The organism is Franconibacter sp. IITDAS19 (genome assembly GCF_023079515.1).
Lineage (GTDB): Bacteria > Pseudomonadota > Gammaproteobacteria > Enterobacterales > Enterobacteriaceae > Franconibacter > Franconibacter pulveris.
In genome coordinates this window covers 85,774-107,550 of the sequence record NZ_JALJCP010000001.1, presented here as the reverse complement: position 1 = coordinate 107,550, position 21,777 = coordinate 85,774, and the positions used below count along the sequence as shown (strand labels likewise).

21 protein-coding genes and 1 pseudogene are annotated in these 21,777 nt (G+C 58.3%); 11 read left to right on the top strand and 11 right to left on the bottom strand.

Features of this window, described 5'->3' with window-relative positions:
• Positions 1-61: 61 nt before the first annotated feature.
• Complete coding sequence (locus tag MT962_RS00670) at positions 62-586, bottom strand: GNAT family N-acetyltransferase (RefSeq protein WP_247364137.1); 525 nt, start codon at positions 584-586, stop codon at positions 62-64.
• A gap of 160 nt (positions 587-746) precedes the next feature.
• Between MT962_RS00670 and MT962_RS00665 the strand changes: the two genes are divergently transcribed.
• Complete coding sequence (locus MT962_RS00665) at positions 747-1,163, top strand: CopD family protein (protein WP_024557734.1); 417 nt, start codon at positions 747-749, stop codon at positions 1,161-1,163.
• 48 nt (positions 1,164-1,211) lie between these two features.
• Here the strand turns inward: MT962_RS00665 and MT962_RS00660 are convergent, their stop codons facing one another.
• From MT962_RS00660 to MT962_RS00650, 3 genes are read right to left on the bottom strand one after another with little or no spacing between them, the layout of a single operon-like run.
• Positions 1,212-1,970 (bottom strand): ABC transporter ATP-binding protein, encoded by a 759-nt coding sequence (locus MT962_RS00660; RefSeq protein ID WP_024557733.1) that lies wholly within the window; start codon positions 1,968-1,970, stop codon positions 1,212-1,214.
• A complete protein-coding gene (locus tag MT962_RS00655; protein WP_034882056.1) occupies positions 1,967-3,013 on the bottom strand; it encodes an iron ABC transporter permease in 1,047 nt (348 codons plus the stop codon). Before MT962_RS00655 ends, MT962_RS00660 begins: the two co-directional genes overlap by 4 nt.
• Positions 3,013-4,020 carry an ABC transporter substrate-binding protein gene (locus tag MT962_RS00650; protein WP_247365058.1) on the bottom strand — a complete coding sequence of 336 codons (1,008 nt, stop codon included), beginning with the start codon at positions 4,018-4,020 and terminating at the stop codon, positions 3,013-3,015. Before MT962_RS00650 ends, MT962_RS00655 begins: the two co-directional genes overlap by 1 nt.
• A 330-nt stretch (positions 4,021-4,350) precedes the next feature.
• On the opposite strand from MT962_RS00650, the gene MT962_RS00645 reads away from it, so the two are divergent.
• Positions 4,351-5,601, top strand: a complete 1,251-nt coding sequence (locus MT962_RS00645) for an MFS transporter (protein ID WP_247364136.1) — start codon at positions 4,351-4,353, stop codon at positions 5,599-5,601.
• On the opposite strand, the gene MT962_RS00640 is transcribed toward MT962_RS00645, so the two are convergent.
• A complete protein-coding gene (locus tag MT962_RS00640) occupies positions 5,570-6,457 on the bottom strand; it encodes a LysR family transcriptional regulator (RefSeq protein ID WP_247364135.1) in 888 nt (295 codons plus the stop codon). The genes MT962_RS00645 and MT962_RS00640 overlap by 32 nt on opposite strands.
• Positions 6,458-6,563: 106 nt before the next feature.
• Here MT962_RS00640 and MT962_RS00635 point away from each other — a divergent pair, with 106 nt between their 5' ends.
• The 3 genes from MT962_RS00635 (at position 6,564) to MT962_RS00625 (ending at position 9,134) form a co-directional block, all read left to right on the top strand.
• Positions 6,564-7,946 carry an MFS transporter gene (locus MT962_RS00635; protein ID WP_247364133.1) on the top strand — a complete coding sequence of 461 codons (1,383 nt, stop codon included), beginning with the start codon at positions 6,564-6,566 and terminating at the stop codon, positions 7,944-7,946.
• Positions 7,943-8,320, top strand: a complete 378-nt coding sequence (locus MT962_RS00630) for a DUF4440 domain-containing protein (RefSeq protein WP_247364131.1) — start codon at positions 7,943-7,945, stop codon at positions 8,318-8,320. Before MT962_RS00635 ends, MT962_RS00630 begins: the two co-directional genes overlap by 4 nt.
• 76 nt (positions 8,321-8,396) lie before the next feature.
• Complete coding sequence (locus tag MT962_RS00625; protein WP_024557726.1) at positions 8,397-9,134, top strand: SDR family oxidoreductase; 738 nt, start codon at positions 8,397-8,399, stop codon at positions 9,132-9,134.
• Between the two features lie 54 nt (positions 9,135-9,188).
• Here MT962_RS00625 and MT962_RS00620 read toward each other — a convergent pair whose 3' ends face one another.
• Positions 9,189-10,772 (bottom strand): methyl-accepting chemotaxis protein, encoded by a 1,584-nt coding sequence (locus MT962_RS00620; RefSeq protein ID WP_247364128.1) that lies wholly within the window; start codon positions 10,770-10,772, stop codon positions 9,189-9,191.
• 141 nt (positions 10,773-10,913) lie between these two features.
• Between MT962_RS00620 and MT962_RS00615 the strand changes: the two genes are divergently transcribed.
• The 3 genes and pseudogenes from MT962_RS00615 (at position 10,914) to MT962_RS00605 (ending at position 12,479) form a co-directional block, all read left to right on the top strand.
• Entirely contained in the window at positions 10,914-11,642 is a 729-nt protein-coding gene (locus MT962_RS00615) for a metallophosphoesterase (protein WP_247364125.1), read from the top strand.
• Positions 11,643-11,798: 156 nt separating this feature from the next.
• Positions 11,799-12,002: pseudogene (locus MT962_RS00610) on the top strand (UbiD family decarboxylase); the annotation flags it as partial.
• A gap of 90 nt (positions 12,003-12,092) precedes the next feature.
• Positions 12,093-12,479, top strand: a complete 387-nt coding sequence (locus MT962_RS00605; protein WP_247364122.1) for a thioesterase family protein — start codon at positions 12,093-12,095, stop codon at positions 12,477-12,479.
• A gap of 53 nt (positions 12,480-12,532) precedes the next feature.
• Here the strand turns inward: MT962_RS00605 and MT962_RS00600 are convergent, their stop codons facing one another.
• A complete protein-coding gene (locus tag MT962_RS00600) occupies positions 12,533-14,128 on the bottom strand; it encodes an ABC transporter substrate-binding protein (protein WP_247364119.1) in 1,596 nt (531 codons plus the stop codon).
• 117 nt (positions 14,129-14,245) lie between these two features.
• Here MT962_RS00600 and pepT point away from each other — a divergent pair, with 117 nt between their 5' ends.
• Complete coding sequence (pepT, locus tag MT962_RS00595) at positions 14,246-15,475, top strand: peptidase T (RefSeq protein WP_024558385.1); 1,230 nt, start codon at positions 14,246-14,248, stop codon at positions 15,473-15,475.
• 129 nt (positions 15,476-15,604) lie between these two features.
• Complete coding sequence (locus tag MT962_RS00590) at positions 15,605-16,051, top strand: hypothetical protein (protein ID WP_024560490.1); 447 nt, start codon at positions 15,605-15,607, stop codon at positions 16,049-16,051.
• 56 nt (positions 16,052-16,107) lie between these two features.
• Here the strand turns inward: MT962_RS00590 and MT962_RS00585 are convergent, their stop codons facing one another.
• The 3 genes from MT962_RS00585 to MT962_RS00575 form a co-directional block, all read right to left on the bottom strand.
• Positions 16,108-16,815: a DUF3142 domain-containing protein gene (locus MT962_RS00585; protein ID WP_048887315.1), complete on the bottom strand. Its 708-nt coding sequence runs from the start codon at positions 16,813-16,815 to the stop codon at positions 16,108-16,110.
• Positions 16,785-18,929: a hypothetical protein gene (locus MT962_RS00580; protein ID WP_247364115.1), complete on the bottom strand. Its 2,145-nt coding sequence runs from the start codon at positions 18,927-18,929 to the stop codon at positions 16,785-16,787. Before MT962_RS00580 ends, MT962_RS00585 begins: the two co-directional genes overlap by 31 nt.
• A gap of 322 nt (positions 18,930-19,251) precedes the next feature.
• Entirely contained in the window at positions 19,252-19,578 is a 327-nt protein-coding gene (locus MT962_RS00575; protein ID WP_247364114.1) for a darcynin family protein, read from the bottom strand.
• Between the two features lie 336 nt (positions 19,579-19,914).
• On the opposite strand from MT962_RS00575, the gene MT962_RS00570 reads away from it, so the two are divergent.
• A complete protein-coding gene (locus MT962_RS00570; protein WP_247364113.1) occupies positions 19,915-20,910 on the top strand; it encodes a hypothetical protein in 996 nt (331 codons plus the stop codon).
• A 150-nt stretch (positions 20,911-21,060) separates the two neighbouring features.
• Here the strand turns inward: MT962_RS00570 and MT962_RS00565 are convergent, their stop codons facing one another.
• Positions 21,061-21,714: an AbiV family abortive infection protein gene (locus tag MT962_RS00565; RefSeq protein WP_247364112.1), complete on the bottom strand. Its 654-nt coding sequence runs from the start codon at positions 21,712-21,714 to the stop codon at positions 21,061-21,063.
• Positions 21,715-21,777 lie beyond the last annotated feature (63 nt).

Sequence of the window (21,777 nt, the reverse complement as noted above, 5' to 3'; positions counted from 1 at the left end):
TGGCGGTACGCGGAGCAAAGCCTGTTGCCGGTTACCCTCTGCGTAGGGGTAACCGGCTTTTTTATGGCTGGCGCTGAGCGAGGCTGAGCCGCATCGCGCAGCGCGTGTCATACGCGAAACCATGCGCCGCTTCCGCCAGCAGCACCGCTTTGAGGCGCGCATCAAGCTCGCTTTCCTCCAGCACGCGAAACCCGGCCCGCTCATAGAAAGGCTGGTTCCAGGGGACGTTTCTGAAGGTCGTTAGCGTCATCGCCGTCACCCCCTCTTTTTGCGCATCGGCGATGGCCCGGTTTAACAGCGCCCGCCCTACACCGCGGCCCTGTATGGCGCGCGCCACCGCCAGCCCCTGAATATGGCTTTCGCTTCCCCGCCGTTCTGCGATGAGAAAACCCACGGGGCTGTTTTGCTCATCCACGGCCACAATCGAATAGCCTTCATTGACCCGCTTTCTGTGCTCGTCCTCAGACCAGCCGCCGTCCCGGGCAACCCAGGCGAGTTCCGGCAGCGTCAGGAAGGCCTCATCCGCCGCGCTTTCCACCGCAGGCAGCAGCGGCACATCCTCCGACGTTGTTTTTCTTATCAGCAACGTTATCTCCTTGTGCAATGAAGCGCACTGTCAGGCCGCGCGCTGTGTTAAAACTATAAACAGAATGAATGGGCGAACGCTGTCGTCAAGCCATACCGCCCCTCGCACCGCTTTTTATTGTCCCTTGTGAAGCAACTGTCGTCATTTTTAAGGAGTGATTATGAACCTACACGCGTGGCTGAACGCCCTGCATATTATCGCCGGCATGCTCTGGGTTTTCGGCCTGCTGCTAATGGCTTTCGCTTATACGGTGGCGGCGCGCAATCTGCAAGGCCACGGCGCGCTGCTGGAAGGGGTGCGCCGCTGGAGCAGGCAGGTGACTACGCCGTCGATGATTGTGCTGTGGGTGGCGGGCGTGGTGATGCTGGTGATGTACGGCCAGTTTCCCCACGCGTGGCTGGTGCTGAAAATTGTCGTGGTGGTGGCGCTCTCGGCGCTGCACGGCCTGCTTACCGGGGCGCTGCGCCGTCTTAACAGCGGCGAGCGTTCGCGCTTTACCTGGCTTAGCCAGACGCCTGCGCTGCTTATCGTTGCAGTCATCGTCATTATCGTGCTGGCGATCGTCCGGCCGTTTTAAGCGCCCGCGTCGCGAAAAGGCGTCCGTCACCGGTCGGACGCCCGCTGCTTAAAGAAAGTGAATATGCTTTTTGCCGTGGTAGGGCGAAACTTCAATGCGGGTCTCCACATGAAACACCTCCCGCAGCATCGCTTCGGTCAGCACCTCGTCGGGCGTGCCGCTCGCGACGACCTCCCCTTTCAACATGACGATAAGCGCGTCGCAGAACATGGCGGCATGGTTGAGATCGTGCAGCGCCACGATGCTGGTGACCGGCAGCGCGCTTATCAGCCGCATCAGTTGCATCTGGTGGTGAATATCGAGATGGTTGGTCGGCTCGTCCAGCAGGATCTCTGAAGGCGACTGCGCGAGCGCCCGGGCGATATGCACCCGCTGGCGCTCGCCGCCCGACAGGCTCTGCCAGCCCTGCTCGCTGCGATCGCGCATCTCTACCCGCTCAAGCGCGGCGCTGATAATCGCCTCGTCCTCCTGTGTCCAGGAGGAGAGCGGCGAGTGGTGCGGTATGCGTCCAAGCTTTACCACGTCGCGCACGCGAATATTCGCCTCCGTCATGGTGTGCTGTTCAACAAAGGCGACCCGCCGCGCCACGCTTTTCTTCGCCATGCCGGCGATATCGCGCTCATCAAGCAGCACCCTTCCTGCGCAGGGGCGGCGCAACCCGGCGAGGATGCGCAACAACGACGATTTTCCCGAACCGTTCGGCCCCAGCAAACCCAGCGTCTGCCCGTTTTTCACCTCAAGCGAGACGTTGTTGACGATACATTTTTTCCCGGCGCGCCAGGAGATATTTTCTGCGCGAATGCTCATGCTGCGGTCCTTGAGCGGTATAAAATCACGGCGAAAAACGGCACGCCGACCAGCGCGGTAACCACCCCGACGGGCAGGCTCTGCGGGGCGATAGCGGTGCGCGAGACAATGTCCGCCAGCACCATAAAAATGGCGCCCATCATGGCGCATGCCACCAGCAGCGTGCGGTGCAGCGGGCCGAAGAAGTAGCGCATCACGTGCGGTACCACCAGCCCGACAAAGCCTATCGACCCCGCCATGCTGACGATGGTTGCGGTCATCAGCGCGGTTACGGCAAAGAGCATCAGGCGCACATAGCCCACCGGTATGCCGAGCGACGCCGCGGCGTCATCGCCAAAAATAAACGCATCGAGCGCTTTGGCGTAGTAGAGGCAGACCGCAAGCCCCAGCAGGACCACGACCAGCACCAGCTGAAACTCCGGCCAGCGCACGCCGCTGAAACTGCCCAGCAGCCAGAACATCACGTCACGCGCCTGCTGCGCGCTGGCGGAGGTGCTGATGGTGTAAGCGGTAATGGCGTTGAAAAGCTGCGACGCGGCGACGCCAGCCAGAATGGTTCGCTCATTGCCGCCCCGCGCGCCGTTGGTCAGCACGGCCACAAACAGGAAGGCGAGAAAAGCACCGGTGAAAGCGCCCGCCGAGAGCGACACCGCGCCGGATCCCACGCCCAGCACCACCACTGACACCGCACCGGTGGACGCGCCTGCGGAAACCCCCAGCACATACGGCTCCGCCAGCGCGTTTTTCAGCAGGCTTTGCAGCACTGCGCCGCAGATGGCGAGCCCGGCGCCGCTGCAGGCCGCCACCAGCGCGCGGCTTAAGCGGAAATCCCAGATAACGGTTTCATGTATGCGGTTCAGCGGGATAGCGGTAAGCCCCAGCCGGTTAGTGATGGCAAGGAGGGTGGTCTTAAGCGGAATGGAAAGCTCGCCCACCCCGACGCCAAAGGCGATAACCAGCCCGAGCAGCGCCGCCGAGGCGAGAAACAACCCCAGCCGCTGCGCCGTTTTCCGCGTCTGATGCGAAACCGCCGCCATCGTCATTATTTCAGCCCCAGTTTCTCAAGCTGCCCGGCCACCTGCTCCGCGCCGTACAGGGTGCGGATGGTGGGGTTCATCGCCTGGCCGTCCATCACCACGATGCGCCCTTTTTTCACCGCCTCAAGCTGGCTGACCGCCGGGTCGCTTTTCAGGAACTTAATTTTCTCCTGCGCGTTATCAAGCGCCCAGCGGTTACGGTCGAGGTTCGAGACCACAATCACATCCGGATTGGCGGCGATAATGCTCTCCCAGCTTACCGTCGGCCATTCGCTGTCAGACTGTATGGCGTTCTTACCGCCAAGCAGGCTCGCGATAAAGCCCGAGGCGCTGTTTTTACCGCCCACATAGGCGTCTGAGGAAGGTGAAGCGCTGGAGAACCAGAACAGGTAAGTGGTCTCTTTGCCGGCGTGGCCGAATTTCTCGCGAAGCTTACTTTCACGGGCTTTGAAATCGGCTATCAGCGCCTTGCCCCGCGCTTCGACGTTAAAGATGGTCGCCAGCTCTTCTATCTCCTGATAGAGCCAGGACATGTTCCACAGCTCGCTGCGGCTGCCGTAGATATCGCCGGTGTTCTTTTTCGTGACGCAGACGCCGGGCGAAAGGTAGCTGTTTATTCCCACCGCCGCGAAATCTTCGCGCTTCGCCACTTTGCTGTCCGGCCCCAGCAGCAGCGGGAGCTGCGCGGCGACAAAATCAGGCGACTGCGCGAGAATAGATTCAAGCGTCGGGATCTCCACCGTCAGCACCTTAACCTTTTCGTTCTGCTTCGCAAGCGCTGGCAGCACTTTCGTCGGCCAGAAGGCGCTGGCGACCATTTTGTCCTGAAGCCCCAGCAGCAGCATTATCTCGGCGGTGTTCTGTCCCAGGGCGACCATGCGCGCCGGGGGCTGTGTAAAGGTGACTTTCTCGCCGCAGTTTTCAAGCGTCAGCGGATAGACTGTCGCAAGCGCCGCGCTGCTGCCTGCCATCAGAAGCCCTGCCGCCAGCAGCAGCGTTTTTACCCTTCTCATCATTAACCTTTCTTTTTTTATAAGCTGTCACCCACGCCTGCGCCCGTGCCGGAGCAGACCCTGACCACCCGGCCTGCACGCTCGTCGCTGCATTTTCTGCGGGCAGGCCGTTCGCTGCGACGATGTAAATGAAACTCATTCGTAGCGAATGAGCGGTTATACCGGGGCCTCCGGGCCTTGTCAATCAAGGCGCCGCGCCGCTTAAGGGCGGCTAAATAGTTTTACTTTTAACTATTTGCCGCATAACGATTCTGCTAACCCGATGCAGCGCAACGCCGCGATTCCTGCTACGCTTTTGCGCCGCTAATGGACAACGCAGATGGATGGAGCATGCCTGCCTTTTTTTATCGCCCCCCTTCACGCCTCTGGCCGCCCTTGCTGTTAGGCAGTCAGCTGGTGTTTAACATCGGCTTTTACGCCGTGGTGCCGTTTCTGGCGATTTTTCTGCGTGACGATATGCGCCTTTCCGGCGGGGCCATCGGGTTGGTGATTGGCTTACGCACCTTCTCCCAACAGGGGATGTTTTTACTGGGCGGCGCGCTGGCGGACCGCTTCGGCGCGCGCAGCGTTATCCTCTGCGGCTGCCTGGTGCGCATTTCCGGCTACCTGCTGCTGGCGCTCGGCGCGACGCTCTGGCCGATTGTGCTGGGCGCCTGCTTAACCGGCATCGGCGGCGCGCTCTTCTCCCCGTCGATTGAAGCGCTGCTGGCGAAGGCGGGCACCCAAAGCGAGGCGGCAGGCAAGCGTAGCCGCGCCGAGTGGTTCGCCCTGTTCGCGGTCTGCGGCGAGCTTGGCGCGGTGCTTGGCCCGGTGCTTGGTTCGCTGCTGGCGGGGTTCGGCTTCCAGCGGGTGGCGCTGGCGGGAGCGGGCGTATTCGTGCTGGCGCTGCTGGTGCTTTTCTTCACCCTGCCGCGTACCCCGCGCAAGCAGGCGGCGCTGCACATCGCCCCCTGGTGGCAGACCTTCCGCAACCGCCGTTTCGTGGCGTTTATCGTCGCTTACAGCGCCTACCTTTTCAGTTACAACCAGCTCTACCTGGCGCTGCCGGTGGAGCTGCGCCGCTCCGGCAGCAGCGAGAGCGACCTCGGACCGCTTTTTGTGCTCGCCTCGCTGCTGATTATCGCGCTGCAACTGCCGCTGGCGCGCCTCGCCCGGCGCTGCGGCGCGGCGCGCATTCTGCCGCTGGGCTTCGCGCTGCTGGCCGCCGCCTTTGCAAGCGTGGCGCTGTTCGCCGCCGACACGCCGCCCGAAGGCTGGCAGCGGCTGCTGCCCGCCGTCTGCATGGTGACGCTGCTGACGCTTGGTCAGATGCTGATTGTGCCGGTGGGCATGGATTTAATTCCCCGCTTCGCAAGCGACCAGAACCTTGGCGCGCATTACGGCGCGCTGGCTTCCATGGGCGGCCTTGCCGTGCTGGCGGGCAACTTTGCGCTGGGCGGCCAGCTTGACCATGCGTTGACCCCTTCGCCGCAGGCGGCGCTGCCCTGGCTGTGGCTTGCCGCCGTGCCGCTGTGCAGCGCGCTGGCGATGGTGTTTATCTGCCGTCCTTTTACGCGAGCCGCCCGCGCAGGAAGTCGATAAACGCGCGCACCTTTTCCGACACGTGCCCGGTGTCCGGGTAGACCGCATAAACGCCCTGCGCCGGAAAGCGGTAGTCCGGCAGCAGATGGCACAGGTCGCCCGCTTCCAGCGACGGTCGCGCCAGCCAGTCGGGCAGCAACGCCACGCCGCTACCCTCCCGGGCGAACGCCAGCAATGCCGAGGCGCTGTCTGCCGACAGCACAGCGGGCCGGGTAATGGCAAAATCCAGCGTCTGCCGCTGTGGGCCGGTGAGCTGCCAGCGCAGAGGCGAAGGCAGACGGCTATGGATTATCCATTCTGCTTGTGCCAGCGCTTCGGGCGAGGCAATGGGGTTTTCTTTCAGCCACTGCCGCGAGGCGACGGGCAGCACCTCAAAACGGGTAAGCAGCGCCGCGCGGTAGGTAGAGTCCGCCAGCGTGCCAAGCCGTATCGCCACATCAAAGCGTTCGGCGATCAGATCGGCATGCTGCGACGACGAGACGTGGCGGATGCGCAGCGCCGGATGCGCCCGCCGAAACGCCGCCAGCGCCGGAATGACTACCTGCGCGCCATATTCGCTGGTACTGGTGATGCGCAACTCGCCGCGCAGCCCGCCGTGATGACGCTGCGCCTCTTCCCGCATCGCCTGCGCCTCCTGCAACAACGCGGCGGCGCGCCGGTAAAAGGCTTCTCCCGCCTCCGTCAGCGCCAGCCGCCGCGTGGTGCGCAGCAAAAGCGACACGCCTAACTCTTTTTCCAGTTGCCGGACGTTAAAACTCACGACCGCTTTAGTCATCCCAAGCGCGGCCGCCGCTGCCGTAAAGCTGCCCGCCTCCGCCACTGCCACAAAGGCCGCCACCCGCTGCAAATTCAGCATACCTGCCCTGCCGATTGTCAAAATAAGGTTGACAGTGTATCAGCCCGCCCCCCGTTTATCCGCCCTGTGCCGCCGCTTACAGTAGGCGTCTACCGGAGGAGGCGTTATGTCTTATCGCTGCAAAGTGGCCGTGGTTTACCTGCTCGGCTTTTTCATCGACCTGATTAATATGTTTATCGCGAATGTCGCTTACCCGGCGATAGCGCATAGTCTGCGGGCTTCCGTCGCCGGACTTGCCTGGGTCAGCAACGGCTACATTATGGGTCTGACGCTGGCCATTCCCCTGAGCGCCTGGCTTACGCAGCGGGCCGGGGCGCGGCAGGTTTTCCTGCTCTCGCTGGCGCTGTTTACCCTTGCCACCGCCGCCGCCAGCTTCGCGGATTCCCTCAGCGCCCTGGTGTTCTGGCGCGTGGCGCAGGGTGCGGGCGGCGGGTTGCTTATCCCGGTAGGCCAGGCGCTGGCCTGGCGGCTTTATGCGCCGCATGAGCGGGCGAAAATCGCCTCGGCGGTCATGCTGGTGGGCCTGCTGGCGCCGGCGCTTTCGCCCGCTGCGGGCGGCCTGTTGATTACGGCGCTCGGCTGGCGCGGGGTCTTTTTCGCCAGCCTGCCGCTGGCGCTGGCCACGCTTGCGCTGGCGTATTGCTGGCTGCGCCGCGAAGCGCCTGCCGACCGGTCGGCCCCGCCAGACACCACCGGGTTAGCCCTGGGGTGCGGCGCGCTGTTTCTGCTGCTGTTCGGCCTTACGCGTCTTAGCGACTCGCACGCAACGGGGCTTGCGGCGCTGCTGCTGTTGGCAGGCGGAACCCTGCTTGCGCTGTTTGCGCGCCGCTGTCGTAAACGCCCCGCCCCTGTGCTCAACCTGAACCTGCTGGCCGACCCGCTGCTGCGCTTTTCTATGGCGGTGTACCAGGGCGTGCCGGGCGTGTTTATCGGTATCAGCCTGGTCGCCATGCTCTGGCTGCAAAACCAGCTCGGCCTGACGCCCAGCGCCGCGGGCATGCTGATGATGCCCTGGTCGCTCGGCTCGTTTCTGGCGATTTGCCTGACCGGCAAAACCTTCAACGCCCTGGGGCCGAGGCCGCTGATTATGGCGGGCTGCCTGTTGCAGGCGGCGGGGATCGCGTTGCTCACGCAGATTGAGAGCGGCGAGCAGCAGGCCGCGCTGGCTGGCGCCTTCGCGCTGATGGGCGTGGGCGGCAGTTTGTGCAGCAGCGCTGCCCAGAGCAGCGCCTTTCTTAACACGCCGAATGCCGCCCTGCCGGACGCCGCCGCGCTGTGGAACATTAACCGCCAGCTCAGCTTTTGCTTTGGCGTGGCGCTTTTTACGCTGTTGCTTGACCAGCTCTGCGCGCACCTCGCGCCAGCGCAGGCTTATAGCTGGACATTCTGGTGCGCCGCGCTGGCGACGCTGCTGCCGCTGCCGCTCTGCTTTCGTCTTGATAACCGCGCGGTTAAGCTGCGCCTCGTACCGAAACAGGAGACCTCATGAACCCTTATTTTACCGAAGTGCTGCAAGCCCATGTCGCGATTGAAGCCTGGCTAGGCAAAGGCGATGGCGACGTGAACGCCCTTATCGCCCGCTTTAGCCCGGACTATTCCATGATTACGCTTTCCGGCGCGGTGCTGAACCACGAGCAGCTGAGCCAGTTTTTTCTCGCGCAGCGCGCCGCAAAGCCAGGCCTGCGCATTGAAGTGGATGAGATGCGCCTGCTTGCCGAGTGGCCGCAAGGCGCTGTGGTGAGCTACCGCGAACGCCAGAGCCTGCCGGGACAGCCCGCGACCACCCGCCGCTCTACCGTCATTTTCACCTTAAAAGAGAGCCAGCCGCTGTGGCGCCACCTGCACGAGACGGCGGAAGGCTAACCTCCCCGGCAGCAAAAGCGGTTTACGCCCATACTCAAACGCTGTGCAGTTTTTGCTTTCAGCGAAGGAGGAAGCGATGAATAACATCAGCGGCAAAGTGGTGGTGATTACCGGCGCCAGCAGCGGCATTGGCGAGGCGACGGCGCGGCTGTTGAGCGCACAAGGGGCAAGCGTGGTGCTGGGCGCGCGGCGGCTGGAGAAGCTTGAAGCCCTGAAGCAGGCGATTACGCAGGCGGGCGGAAAAGCGGAAGTGGCGCAGACGGATGTTGCAAAGCGCGAAGAGGTGCAGGCGCTGGTGCAAAAGGCGCTCGACGCGTTTGGCCGGGTGGATGTGCTTATCAACAACGCCGGAATTATGCCGAACTCGCGCCTCGACCAGCTGCGGGTGGAAGACTGGGAGCGCGCCATCGACATCAACCTGAAGGGCACGCTTTACGGCATCGCGGCGGTCCTGCCAGCGATGAAGGCGCAAAAAAGCGGGCACGTTATTACGATTTCCTCGCTTTCCGGCCACCGGGTGCGCCCGACCAGCGCGGTCTATTCCGCCACCAAGTTTGGCGTGCGGGCGATTGCAGAAGGGCTGCGCATGGAGATGACGCCGTGGAATATCCGCAGCACGATTATCTCCCCCGGCCCCGTAGATACGGACCTGCCCGGCAGCGTCACGGATGAAGCGGTGGCCGAGCAGGTGCGCAAGGTGCACGAGATGGCCATTTCCGCCGACACGCTCGCCGAAACCATCGCCTTCGCCATCAGCCAGCCGGAGTCGGTAGATATTAACGAGATCCTGCTGCGCCCAACGGCGATGGAGTGAACGCGACAAAAAAGCCGGGCTTACCCGGCTTTTTGCGTCACGCGGTTAGCGCTTTTATGCCGCGACGGGCGTTAGCGCCGCCGCTATCGGTTGCAGCGATTTTTCATCGCCGTTAGCCGGCAGCTGGAAAGTGGAAACGGAGGTGTTCAGCTGCGTCGCCTGGTCTTGTAAAGACTGCCCGGCGGCGGCGGATTGCTCAACCAGCGCCGAGTTGTGCTGCGTCATCGCGTCAATCTGGTTCACCGCCTGGCTCACCTGCTGAATGCCCTCGCCCTGCTCTCTGGAGGCAAGCGCGATTTCGCTGACGATATCAGCGACCCGCTTAATCGCTCCTTTCACGTCACCGATGGTCCCGCTTACTTGCGTCGCCTGCGCGGAGCCGTTTTCAATTAATGAAACCGAAGTGGCGATAAGATCCTTAATCTCTTTCGCCGCCGTGGCGGAGCGCTGCGCCAGCGTGCGCACTTCCCCGGCCACCACGGCAAAGCCGCGCCCCTGCTCGCCCGCGCGCGCCGCTTCCACCGCGGCGTTCAGCGCGAGGATGTTGGTCTGGAAAGCGATGCCTTCAATGATATTGGTTATCTCAGAAATTTTGGTTGAACCGGCGCGAATGTCGTTAATCGTGCTGACCATTTGCTGCACCGCAGCGTTGCTGTCGCCGGCAATGTTGTCGGCATCTTTCGCAAGAATGTTGGCCTGATGCGCGCTTTCCACATTCTGGCGAACCGTTTCCGTCAACTGGGTCATGGTGGAGGCGGTTTGCTCAATGGCGGCGGCCTGCTCTTCGGTGCGCGAGGCGAGGTCGGCATTACCCATCACAATTTCGCCAGAAGCGCTGGAAACGGCGCTTGCCGACAGTTTTATGCCGCTCACGATGCCCGCAAGCTGCGATTGCATTTCATTCAGGCTGAACAGCAGGCTGCTGCTGTCGTGCGGCTTCAGCGCCACCGAAGAGGTGAGATCGCCGCTGGCCACTTTTTTGGCGATCAGCGCCGCGTAATCCGGTTCGCCGCCAAGCTTGCGGTACAGGTTGCGGGCAAGGGTCCAGCCCAGCAGGCCGATCACCAGCATCAGCACGCCGCCAATCGCGAGCAACGCTTTCGCGCTCTGCCAGAAGGCCGTGTCGATATCGTCAATGTAATCGCCGGTTCCCACAATCCAGTCCCAGGGTTTAAACCAGACAACGCCGTAGAGCTTTTGTACTTTCTCCGTTGCGCCAGGCTTGGTTCCCCATGCGGTCAGCGTGGCGGTTTCCCGTCCTTCCAGCGCCGCGCGATAGCGTACGCCCGCCTCTTTGCCGCCTTTGGCGTCCACGGTGCCGATACGCTTCGCATCCGGATGAACGTAGTTGACGTCGTTAGCATACCCCCTTGCCCAGAAGTAAAGCTGGTCGTGCCGCAGGCTGCCGAGAATACGGCGGGCTTCCGCCTGCGCCTGTTCGCGGGTGAGCTTGCCAGCCTGTTCCTGCTCATAGAGTTTGTCGAGGGAGGATTTCGCCAGCGTCACCAGCGTGGTGACCTGCCCGGTGCGCTCCTGCAGCATGGTGTGCTTGAGGGTGGAAAGGGAGACGGCGGCGAGCGTCGTGACGCCAATCAGCGCCACCAGACAGAGCCAGAGAATGTGAGTACGGAGTTTCATTTTTAGCCTTATGTAAAATTTTATTATTCATATAGTTATCGTCTTGTTAATCGATTGCTTTAACTGGTACAACCACTTATACAGGCACAGTGTGCACGGCGCTGATAAGCTGAAATCAACCGGCGGTTACAGGAGGAAGCGATGCGCATTGCGCACATTACCGATATTCACGCCACGCCCGATAACGGCAATCTGGGGCGACTGCGCCGGGTTATACGCTGGCTGGAGACGCTCGCGCCCGATCTGCTGGTGGTGACAGGCGACCTGGTGGATGACGGCTGGTATGAGGGATACGCGATCGTCGAAGCCGAACTGATGCGCGCACAGTGCCGCCTCCTGATGCTGCCGGGCAACGCAGACAGTCGGGAGGCCATGCGCCATGTGTGGCAGGAAACGATGCGCTGGCCGCTCTGCGGCGCGCTGCACTTTAGCGACGTGATTAATGGCGTTCCCGTGATCGGCATCGATACCACCCTGCCCGGTGAAACCCGGGGCGATATCGCCCCGCATCTGACGTGGCTGACGGAAAAGCTGGCGGGCTTTACGCAGCCCGCGCTTATCTTCACGCACCATCACCTTTTTCGCTGCGGCATCGCGCCGATTGACGAGGTGATGTGCGGCGGCGACGCGGCGTTCTGGCAGGTGATAGCAGGCAATCCCGTTGCGCCGCTCGCGGTGTGCAGCGGCCACGTGCATCGCAGCATGTCGACGACAATAAGCGGCGTGCCTGCCTATATTTGCGGTTCAATCTGCCCTGCGAATCCGTTATGGCTGGACGAAAGCCGGATACCGCCGGTAACCGACCCGGCGGGACTAATGATTTATGACCTGCGAGGCGGTGGTCTCGTGGCAAGCCAGGTGAGCGTTTAGGGTGAGTAAGGACGACAATTCATTTGCCGATGCATTGCCTAACAGGGCGATGGATTTTTGACCGCTTCTGAGCGGGTGATAAACCACGCACTGCTCGCTCTCTTCAGGGCGGTCCAGCGCATCGAGCCAGGCCACATTTTCAAGGCGCATCGCATCGGCGTTCGCGGCCACCAGCTCGACCCTTCGCAGATGCCGGACTACAGCCCTTCCATTCGCGGGCAGGGCATTACCTGCAAGACTATCTTTGATTGCACCGTGCCCTGGGCGCTGAAGTCGCGCTTTGAGCGCGCGCCGTTTGCGGATGTCGACCCCCGCCCGTTCGCGCCGGACTATTTGGCAAAACGGGCGAAAAAACCGTAACCCCACGGGCACGCCGCCGCTCCCGCTTTATTCATCCGCTGAATTATGATCTGATGGGCGCATGACTTAATGCTGAAAAAGGATAAGTAGATGTTCGCTAAATACTATTCGGTTGATGAAAAGCATATCGATTTTCAGGGCGTGGTAGACGGTCTTTATTACCCGTTCTACATGGAGTGGGCGCGCCACGCCTACATGCGGGAAGGGCTGGGCATCGATATTGAAGAGGAGTTCAAGTCAGGCCGCCTGTACATGGTGCTGGAGTATACGCTGCGCTTTCGCAAGAGCCTGCAAAAGGGCGACGAGATGGAAGTGACCTGCCAGCTTGTGAAAAACGAGAAGCGCAACCGGGTGAACTTCGAGCAGCAGATTCTGGTGGACGGCAAGGTCTACGCGGAAGCGACATTTGTCGCCACCTGCCTTGAGAACGGCCGCCCCTGCGTACCGGCCGCCATTGCGGACTATCTGGCCGACTAAAACCGCGCCTTTTCTGACCCGGCGGGGTCCTTCACCCCGCCGTTTCGCCACGCTTACTTTTTAATATCCACCTGATAAAAAATATGCTTGCCGAACGGGTCGATTTCATAGCCCGTCACCTCCTTGCGCACCGGCTCGAAGATGGTCGAGTGGGCTATCATCACCGCCGGCATTTGTTCGTGCATCATCTGCTGGGCCTGCACGTAGAGCGCGGCGCGCTGCGGCTGATCGGTGGTGGCTTTGGCCTCGCTGATAAGCTTATCGAACGGGGCGTAGCACCACTTCGCCGAGTTCGAGCCGCCGTTGGCGGACTGGCAGGTGAAAAGCGGGCCGAAGAAGTTATCCGGGTCGCCCGTCGCGGTGGTCCAGCCCATCAGCGCCGCCTGGTGTTCACCGCCCTTCACGCGCTTGAGGTATTCGCCCCACTCGTAGCTGACGATTTTCGCCTTCACGCCGATTTTCGCCCAGTCGGCCTGGATGATTTCCGACATGCGGCGGGCGTTCGGGTTATAGGGGCGCTGCACCGGCATCGCCCAGAGGTCGATAGTGAAGCCCTCCGGCAACCCCGCCTCTTTCAGCAGCGCCTTCGCCTTTTCTGGCGAGTACGCATAATCTTGTAAGCTCTCATCGGCGCTCCAGACGCCCGGCGGCAGCAGGTTTTTCGCCGCGGTGCCGGTGCCCTGGAAAACCGCATCGATAATGGCCGGCTTGTTAATGGCCATCGCCAGCGCCTGGCGTACTTTCACGTTATCCAGCGGCGGCTTCTGGGTGTTGAGCGCCAGGAAGCCGGTGTTCAGCCCCGATTTGCTCATCAGGTTGATATCCGGGTTCGCCTTCATGCGCGGCAGGTCCGCCGGGTTGGGGAAGGCCATCACCTGGCATTCGTTTTTCTCAAGCTTGGCATAGCGCACCGAGGCGTCGGGCGTGATGCTGAAGACCAGCCGGTCGAGCTTCGCCTTGCCCTGCCAGTAGTCATCAAACGCGGTGAAGAGAATGCGCGAGTCTTTCTGATATTGGGTGAGCTTAAACGGCCCGGTGCCGATCGGGTCCATATCCACCCGCTCCGGCGTGCCCGCTTTCAACATCGCATCGGCATATTCCGCCGACAAGATAGAGGCAAAATACCAGGCGAGATCGGGCACGAACGGCGCTTCCGGGTGGGCCAGGGTAAAGCGTACGGTGTGGTCGTCTATTTTATCTATCGCGGTGATGAGCTTGCCGAACTCCAGGCTTTCAAAGTTAGAGTAGTTGCCGTTAGAGACGTTGTGATACGGGTGCTTTGGGTCTTTCTGGCGCATAAACGAGAAGATAACGTCGTCGGCGTTAAAATCCCGCGTCGGCTTAAAGTATTTATTGCTCTGAAACTTCACGCCCTTGCGCAAATGGAAGGTGTAAACCTTGCCGTCTTCGCTCACCTCCCAGCTTTCGGCGAGGCTCGGCACCAGCTCTGTGGTGCCGGTTTTAAAATCCACCAGCCGGTTGTAGACCGGCACAGCGCTGGCGTCCACGCTGGTGCCGGAGGTGTAGAGCTGCGGGTTGAAGTTTTCCGGTGAACCTTCAGAGCAATAAACCAGAGTTTTAGCGCCAGCCGCCGAGCTGGCTGTCAGGATGGCGAGCGTCAGAGCATGAATCGTGTGCTTGCTAATCATCGTAATTCCTTTATGTTTTTTTACTACGTGCCAAAGGATTCTGATTCTTCGTCACTCATCAATAACATTAAAAACACAACGCAAACACCTGATAACACAAATAGAGAAGGATCCACCATGCCATCTGCGCTCGGTAGTCAATTAACCCAACGCTTCTTTCGCTACCTCGCTATCACCAGCCAGAGTAATGCGTCCGCCACTACCCTCCCCACCACGCCGGGCCAGCATGAGATGGCGCGCGCGCTGGCGGAAGAGCTGAGAATGCTGGGCCTGGAGCAGATAGAGATAGACGAACACGCCACCGTCACCGCGGTGAAAAAAGGCAATGTGGCGGGCGCGCCGCGCATCGGGTTTATCACCCATATCGACACCGTGGACGTCGGCCTCTCGCCGGAGATTCATCCGCAGATCCTCACCTTTACCGGTGAAGATCTCTGTCTGAATGCGAAAGAAGGGATCTGGCTGCGGGTAAACGAACGCCCGGAGATCAAGGCTTACCCGAACGAAGAGATTATTTTCAGCGACGGCACCAGCGTGCTGGGCGCCGATAACAAAGCCGCGGTGACAGTGGTGATGACGCTGCTGGAGAACCTGACGCCAGAGATGCGGCACGGCGATATCGTGGTGGCGTTTGTGCCGGATGAAGAAGTCGGCCTGCGCGGCGCGAAGGCGCTGGATTTGACGCGTTTCGACGTGGACTTCGCCTATACCATCGACTGCTGCGAGCTGGGCGAAGTGGTGTATGAGAACTTCAACGCCGCGCAGGCGGAGATTCGCTTTACCGGCGTGACGGCGCACCCGATGGCCTCTAAAGGCGTGCTGGTAAACCCGCTGCTGATGGCGACGGATTTCATCAATCACTTCGACCGCCAGCAGACGCCGGAGCACACCGCCGGGCGCGAGGGCTATATCTGGTTTAACGGCATGCAGGCGAGCCAGAACAGCGCGCTGCTGAACGCCAGCATTCGCGATTTCGACCTCGCCTCTTTTGAGCGCCGCAAGCAGCAGCTCAACGATGTGGCGCAGAAGATTGCCGCCGAACATCCGACGGCGAAGGTGGAAGTGAGCATCAGCGACGTGTACAGCAATATCAGCAACGCGATTGGCGAAGACCGCCGACCGATTGAGTTGATTTATCAGGCGCTGGATGAGCTGGGCATTACGCCGAAAACCATTCCAATGCGCGGCGGCACCGACGGCGCGGCGCTTTCCGCCAAAGGGTTATTAACGCCGAACTTCTTTACCGGCGCACACAACTTCCACTCGCGCTTTGAGTTCCTGCCGATTACCTCATTTGAGGCGTCTTATCACGTGGCGCTGAAGCTCTGTTTGCTGGCGGCGAAATAACGTTAAGGGGCCGGGAGACCGGCCTTTTTTATTTCTGGTAGCTGGCTACCTCCGCTTCGCCAGGGTATTTATGTCGCAGGTTATCAACGCGATGCTGTTTCGCTGAAAGTAAAAAAAGGACAGGGTTAAATGAAGGGTTATAACGGCCTGATTATGGCGGGGTTAATTGGTTTGTCTTTACCTGCGTACGCAGACATTACCTATTTCTCATGCGAAACCGGGAAAGGCACGGTCGCGTTGAAAGAAGCGAACGGCGTGCTTCACTACACGATGACCAAAAACGGCAAAGAGGCGTTCAGTTTTGCCTCGAAGGGGCAAGATTTTGCGGGCTTTACGTATAATCACTACGCCCGCTACCAGACGGATTACCTGAATGTCTCCTTCAGCAATGGCGGATACCGGTATCTGGTGTTCAGCAATGAAGAAGGTAATCAAGAGCGCCGCGGCGTGACCGTCATTAACCTGAAAAACAGCAAAGATTATACTTACGAGTGCACGTCTGCGGCCGTGGATCGCCTGAATGAGTTATCAGAGAAGCTGACGTGCGACATCGACTCGGCTCAGGGGTGCGAGTAGCCCTGCCCTGCTCTTTTTTCTTCACCGGCTTTTTGCGCTGCCCGGCGCCATCGGCCTTATGGCTTAAGCATAAAGACCACGGTGCCGCGATACCAGGGTGAGGCATTTAGCTGCGCCTCGGCCTGCGGTTCGCGGCTGCCGTTTTGCACCAGCCCAAGCTTAAACGGGATACGCAGCCGGGCGAGCGCGGGCAGGTACGCCTGATAATTCGCAACCGTATGCCGCCCCTGATAGCTTTGCACCACCAGCTCATCCACCGGCAGCGCATTCAGCGTGGCCACCTCGCCCGTTTTGGCCCAGTCGAGCAGCCCGGTAACGCCCAGCGCGAATTCCGGCGGCAACTGCTGGCGTAGCTCACGCAGAAAACGGGCGTAGTCTGCAAGCTGATGCGTCGCCGCATCAAAATCGACCTGCAACCCCACCACATGGTTCCCCGCCGCCTGCCAGCGTTGCATCAGCCGGACAAGCCGCGCCGGGATCGCCTGTGGCACCTCCAGCGTGGTGAAGCGCACGGTTAGCCAGATGGACGGAAACGTCAGGCGGCTGACCGGCAGCCCGAGGCGCTGAAACACGACCTGGCCCGAGCGCGTCAGCACCTCGCCCTGATGAAGATAGACCGTCTGCGCGTTTCGCAGCTCGTCGCTGGCCTTCACGCCGGACCACAGCCAGAAAGCAGCGTGGCGGCTTGCCGACACCGTCTCCGCCGCCTGCGCCTGGCCTGCCAGCAGCGCGGTTACCAGTAGTATTTGAGCTTTTGCGCCCACGGGCTCCCCGGATACTGCGTTTTTAACTGTGTGAACCACCCTTTGCGCTTCAGCTTATCGACCTCTTCCCCGCCGCAGTCGTTCGCCCCGGAGGGGGCATAACACATAATGGCGCGATAGAGCGCATAGCTTTTATCTTCAGGTTCTGCTTTGGGTGACGCGATGATGCGCTGGTAATAGCGCTGGCGATCGGACTGGCCGAACGGCTCCTTGCGGGAGATTGCCGCTTCGAGGACGCCATTGCCCGCACTCTCTTTCCACAAATCAACCTGCGTGCGCGTGGTGCGGAAAAACTCGCCCAGGCAGTTCAGCGCGTGCGGGTCTTTCGCGTTCTTGCCAAGCACGGTGACGGTTTCATGCAGGCTCTGGCAGACGTACCCCGGCTCCGTGGTGTCGCCGTTCCAGTCGAAAATGCTCAGGTTGACGTCGTCGAAGGCTTCACCAGTGACCGGCGGCGTAATGGCGCTGACGAGTTTTTTGTCATTCAACCAGTCACCGAAGCGGTTTTCGGTTAAATCGCGCACCAGCAGCGTGTGCAGGGCAATGGTGCGCTCCTCGCTGTTCGGCCCCTTTGTCGCCTGCTGGCGCAATAGCTCCGGCGAAGCCTGGGTTTTCAGCACGCGGGAGCGATAGCGCAGACTGGTGACGGCGCTGCCTGGCGCGAATACCGCCGCCGTGTCGCCCATGTAAACCAGCGTAGCGGCGAGCTTAGCCTGTACATACTGCTGCTGCTCGTTATCCTGGCTAAGCTTCAGCAACCGCAGCCAGAAATCACGCGCGGCGGGCCACTGCTGTTGCGCCATCAACGCCTCGCCGTAGATAACCTGCTCGCTGAAGACGAGGATATCGTGCGCGGGGAGCGTCTGTGCGGGCGCCACCTCCTGCAGCACAGCGGCGTAGTTGCCCGTCGCCATCCACAGGTTGAGTTGCAGGTTGCGCCACAGCGGCAGCTTGCCGCCTTTTTCAAACGCCGGTTTGCTGGTATTCAGCGCGTCCTGCGTCAGTACCGGTTTATTGTCGCTGTTGAGGCGAAGGGCGCGCAGCAGTTCGATAAAGCTCACCAGCGACGCTTCGGGAAACGCTTCTGTTAGGGGTTGCTCGTAGAACTGCATGCCAAAGACATTATCGTATTCAGTTACCAGACCGCGTAGCGCCTGCGGGCTGGCGGCGTGCTGGAATGCCTGCTCGTAGCGTTCCGCCAGTTGCGGCCAGGCCTGCAGATACCAGTTAATGCGGCGCAGCATGCCGCGTGCGGAGTCGGCATAGCGCCCCTGCGGCCAGCGTTGCAGATAAGCCTGCGCCGCGTTTTGCGCCTGGACGACATCGTCATGGCTGACGCGCGTCACGTCAAAATCGCCATACTCGCCCGTGCTCTGCTGGCTGCTTTTGTTAAGCGCCGTGCGCATCAGCATGTACTGCGCGGTTTCAGCTAACCATGGGCTATCGCTTGTAACCAGCGCGCTAAACCCCTGCGCAGCGCCTGCGTAATCCCCCTCATAGAACCGGGCGGCGGCGTCCAGATACGCTTTATATAACGCAGGCGCACCGGCCGGGAGCGCGGCTAACGAAGCGCTAACCTGCTCGCTGGTCGCGCCGGATAAAAGCGCCACCCGCGCCTGCGCCAGCGCGTGGCGCTGCTCAGGCGTTAATGCGCCATCCGCCAGCAGCGCTGCAAAAAACTGGCTTACGCTTTCTGTGTTATTCGAGACGAAGCGGTTTTCCTGCTCGCCGTTATCGGCGCGCATTGCTGCGGGGTCGATTTGCAGCGCGGCCAGTTGTTCAGCGAGGGTTTTATCTTCGACTGGCGCAGCGTCGGCAGAGGTAGATTGTGGGTTAACGTCATCCCACTGCGGATGGTAAGCGAAGTAGAAATCGCGGGAGCGCGTAATATCCGCAGGCATCGGCTGCACGGGCAGCGCGAACGACTTTGCCTCACTCAGCAAGCGCAGCAGGTTGTCGCGGGAATCATTATCCGGCGCCAGAACAGGAGCGCCTTTCAGCAGGCAGGTGTCGTCGCTCCAGGTGCAATCTTCAATATCGGAAGAGGCGAAGGCATGCGGGGTGTGAGCTAACAGCAGGCTTACGGTGACTGCAAGGGAGATCTTCCTGACCATAGCGTCAGTCCTTGTGGTTGTTTTTTATGGGCAAGATTTATATAGGGGAATGGTTTTGGCGGCAATGGGTTTTGGGGAGTCTGTTATGAACGAGGCGCGGGCAAGCGTGTTGTCCATTGCCTGGCTGCACTGTAAACGCTTTTTATATTTAATATTGCAATGTGAATAAACTAAAAATGACGAAGCAGACACTGGTTAATCACTTAAAAAAACAAGTGTAAGAATCAAAAGCCGGGTCGTTAATCCTGCTTTAACCATTAAAAAGATAAGTCTCAACAGAGGGAGTAGCAACCCTCATTGTTACTCCCTCTGACCAGAGTTATTATTTAGGAATACTGGCCTTCTCGAAAGCTTTAAAACCATCTTCAATAGTAGGAATAATTTCCACCATTTCAAAATAAGGTCTGGTTATAAGTTCCGAGTCCCTTAGCCGCTCAATAGCAAAATAAAATGCCTGCATGTCTTCTGCCTGGAACATAGCGACATCAGTACATTTTGTGGTAAACGCCTCGGCGTCAAACATTCTTAGCGTGACTTTATTATCGGACAAAACGGTAGATAATACGCTATCAGCAATGCGGTTTCTTTCAGCGCGCTCCAGACGGAGCCATTCCTTTGTCGTCTTAAGTAAAACAAAAACGGTTATCATAAGTACCTCATGTGTGGAGTATTTAAAACGTTACCATGTTTTTGTTCAGCAAATTTATTTACCAGCTACTCTTTTAGTAACAAAAAATTATTGAACACCCAGGCGTGGCAGAAAACCCCGATCTGTTAATTGCCACACCGGGAAACGGGGTGCGAGGAACATCTGCTTCTGGCACGACCGGAGAGAAGAGATAGCTGTCATGCCTGCTATGAGCGAGGAGCGGAAGCTCACAGTTGTCCTCAAAGTCGATGGAGGTATTGCTAACATTACCGCATATTAATCAATGAAGAGCAGGTCAATTACACGCCCGGTGAATCGTAGCAGTAAGGAGAACTTATGGATAATCTAACGAGGAATCAACATTTTATATCTCAAACAGAGCAGCGCAATAACTGCATTGACGAGAGCAGACCAAAAAATAAGCAGCGAATCTACAAATTTGAAATTGCAGATCGCGAAAATAGCGTTGTTCGCTTGACAAATACTGAAGGCGTCAAGATAAAGACGAACCTCTCTTTTAATGATCTCTTTAGTTTCGATGTAAAAAGCTCAAGATTAAGAAAAAATTTAGAGGATTTCTTTCAGAAATTTGAAATGGACTTAGTAACAGCAACTGGCCTCCTTATCTCCGTATTAAAGGTAAATTCTGGAAGCGATGTTTTGAAAGGCGCCGCTGAACGAGTGTTCAAAGCAAAATTCATGGGGTGGATTAGAAATCCCTATTTAATTGTTCGAACAATTAATATGTTTAAGGAATTAGTGGGGATGCATCCAACTGATCCTCTTTTGCTAGCCCACTTCTCCGATATACGCGCGGGAATAAAACCTCATTTAGCCGAGGTTTGCGCAGAGTTTGGGGTGACGAGTGAGCAGTATTTACAGTGGCTGGAGATTCTTTTTCTGGCATTAATGACTCCACCCGGAGCAAAAAAAAGTATCCTAGAGTCGTCTGTTGAGGAGATTTTTGAGTCAAAGGGAAAGATGGGTCATCTGATAGTAGCAACCTTTGACGACATTCCGGGTTGTAGAGTAGCTGTACCTGATACAGGCTACCTTCAAGGAACTGATGATCCCAATCATAATATGTTTCTTTTTAATTTGAGTCGTAGTGCGTTTGCTTCATTCAATGTGGTGGACTTGTCAAAGCAGACCCTTGTACAGATTCCGCCACGAATGAGGGGGCAAATAGAATCAATCAATATAAAATTCTCAGCACAGCATCATCACAATAATATTAGGTTACTTGAACGCTTTAACGTACTGGCCGCTTATCAAGCCCATTCTCATATTTTTTGCGCCGACCCTAAGATCTTCGGAATTACCACTATTTAATGAGTACAATTTCTTTAATTTACGGTGAGTAGTAGCAACGTCCGCTCTTGGCACGAAGCGGGCGAGTATACTAGGTTGAAGACCCGCTGTGAGCGAGGAGCGGACGGCTGATTAGGAGCGCTGGGGGAGAAAACCACCAACCCACGATTATTATTTTCGTTGATGTTTCTTCCTTCTCCAACCATTATTTTTTATTCCGCTTTTGTGAGGCCATTGTAAAAGATTTTTATAGATTTCATAATTAAACACCTCATCCATTCCTTTGCCACCCTCGAAATAAAATTCATCACTCTCAATTCTTGCAACTATTCTGAGTAATTCAGCATTGATTACTGAAATAAACTGCCTTGTATCTTTTTTTTTAATTTCCGATGGGGTAGAGACTCGGCTATGTATATCAATCCCCCCCTTCGAACGAGACAAACCAACATATATAGAATTTTGTTTTTTTTCTTCTAATTTCCTGCTCTGGATCATGGAAACAAAACTTGGAGAGTAATCATCTATTTCTCTTGCTACAAAGTTCCACTGTTTTTTTGGATGTAGATATAGAAGTTTTAACCATGCCTGCTCAAACTGAACATCTGGATAGCCCTCATTAGTTTCAGATGACCAAATGTAGTGATCCACCCAGATGGCTTTTGAGAACTCTTCAAGCGCCAAGACTGAAAGCTGAAATGCACTTGGGTACGAACCGTTCTCATAAAGTAGCATTGAGTCAAAATGAAGACGGATAGTATTTCTCAATGACTCTACGGCTATTTTATTTAGCTTATACTTTGAAATGCCTTCTTGCTTTTTCACTGATACTCCGTTTCAAAGGTTTACGCTTAGCATACGCTCCGATTGAGAGCGGCAAAACCATAT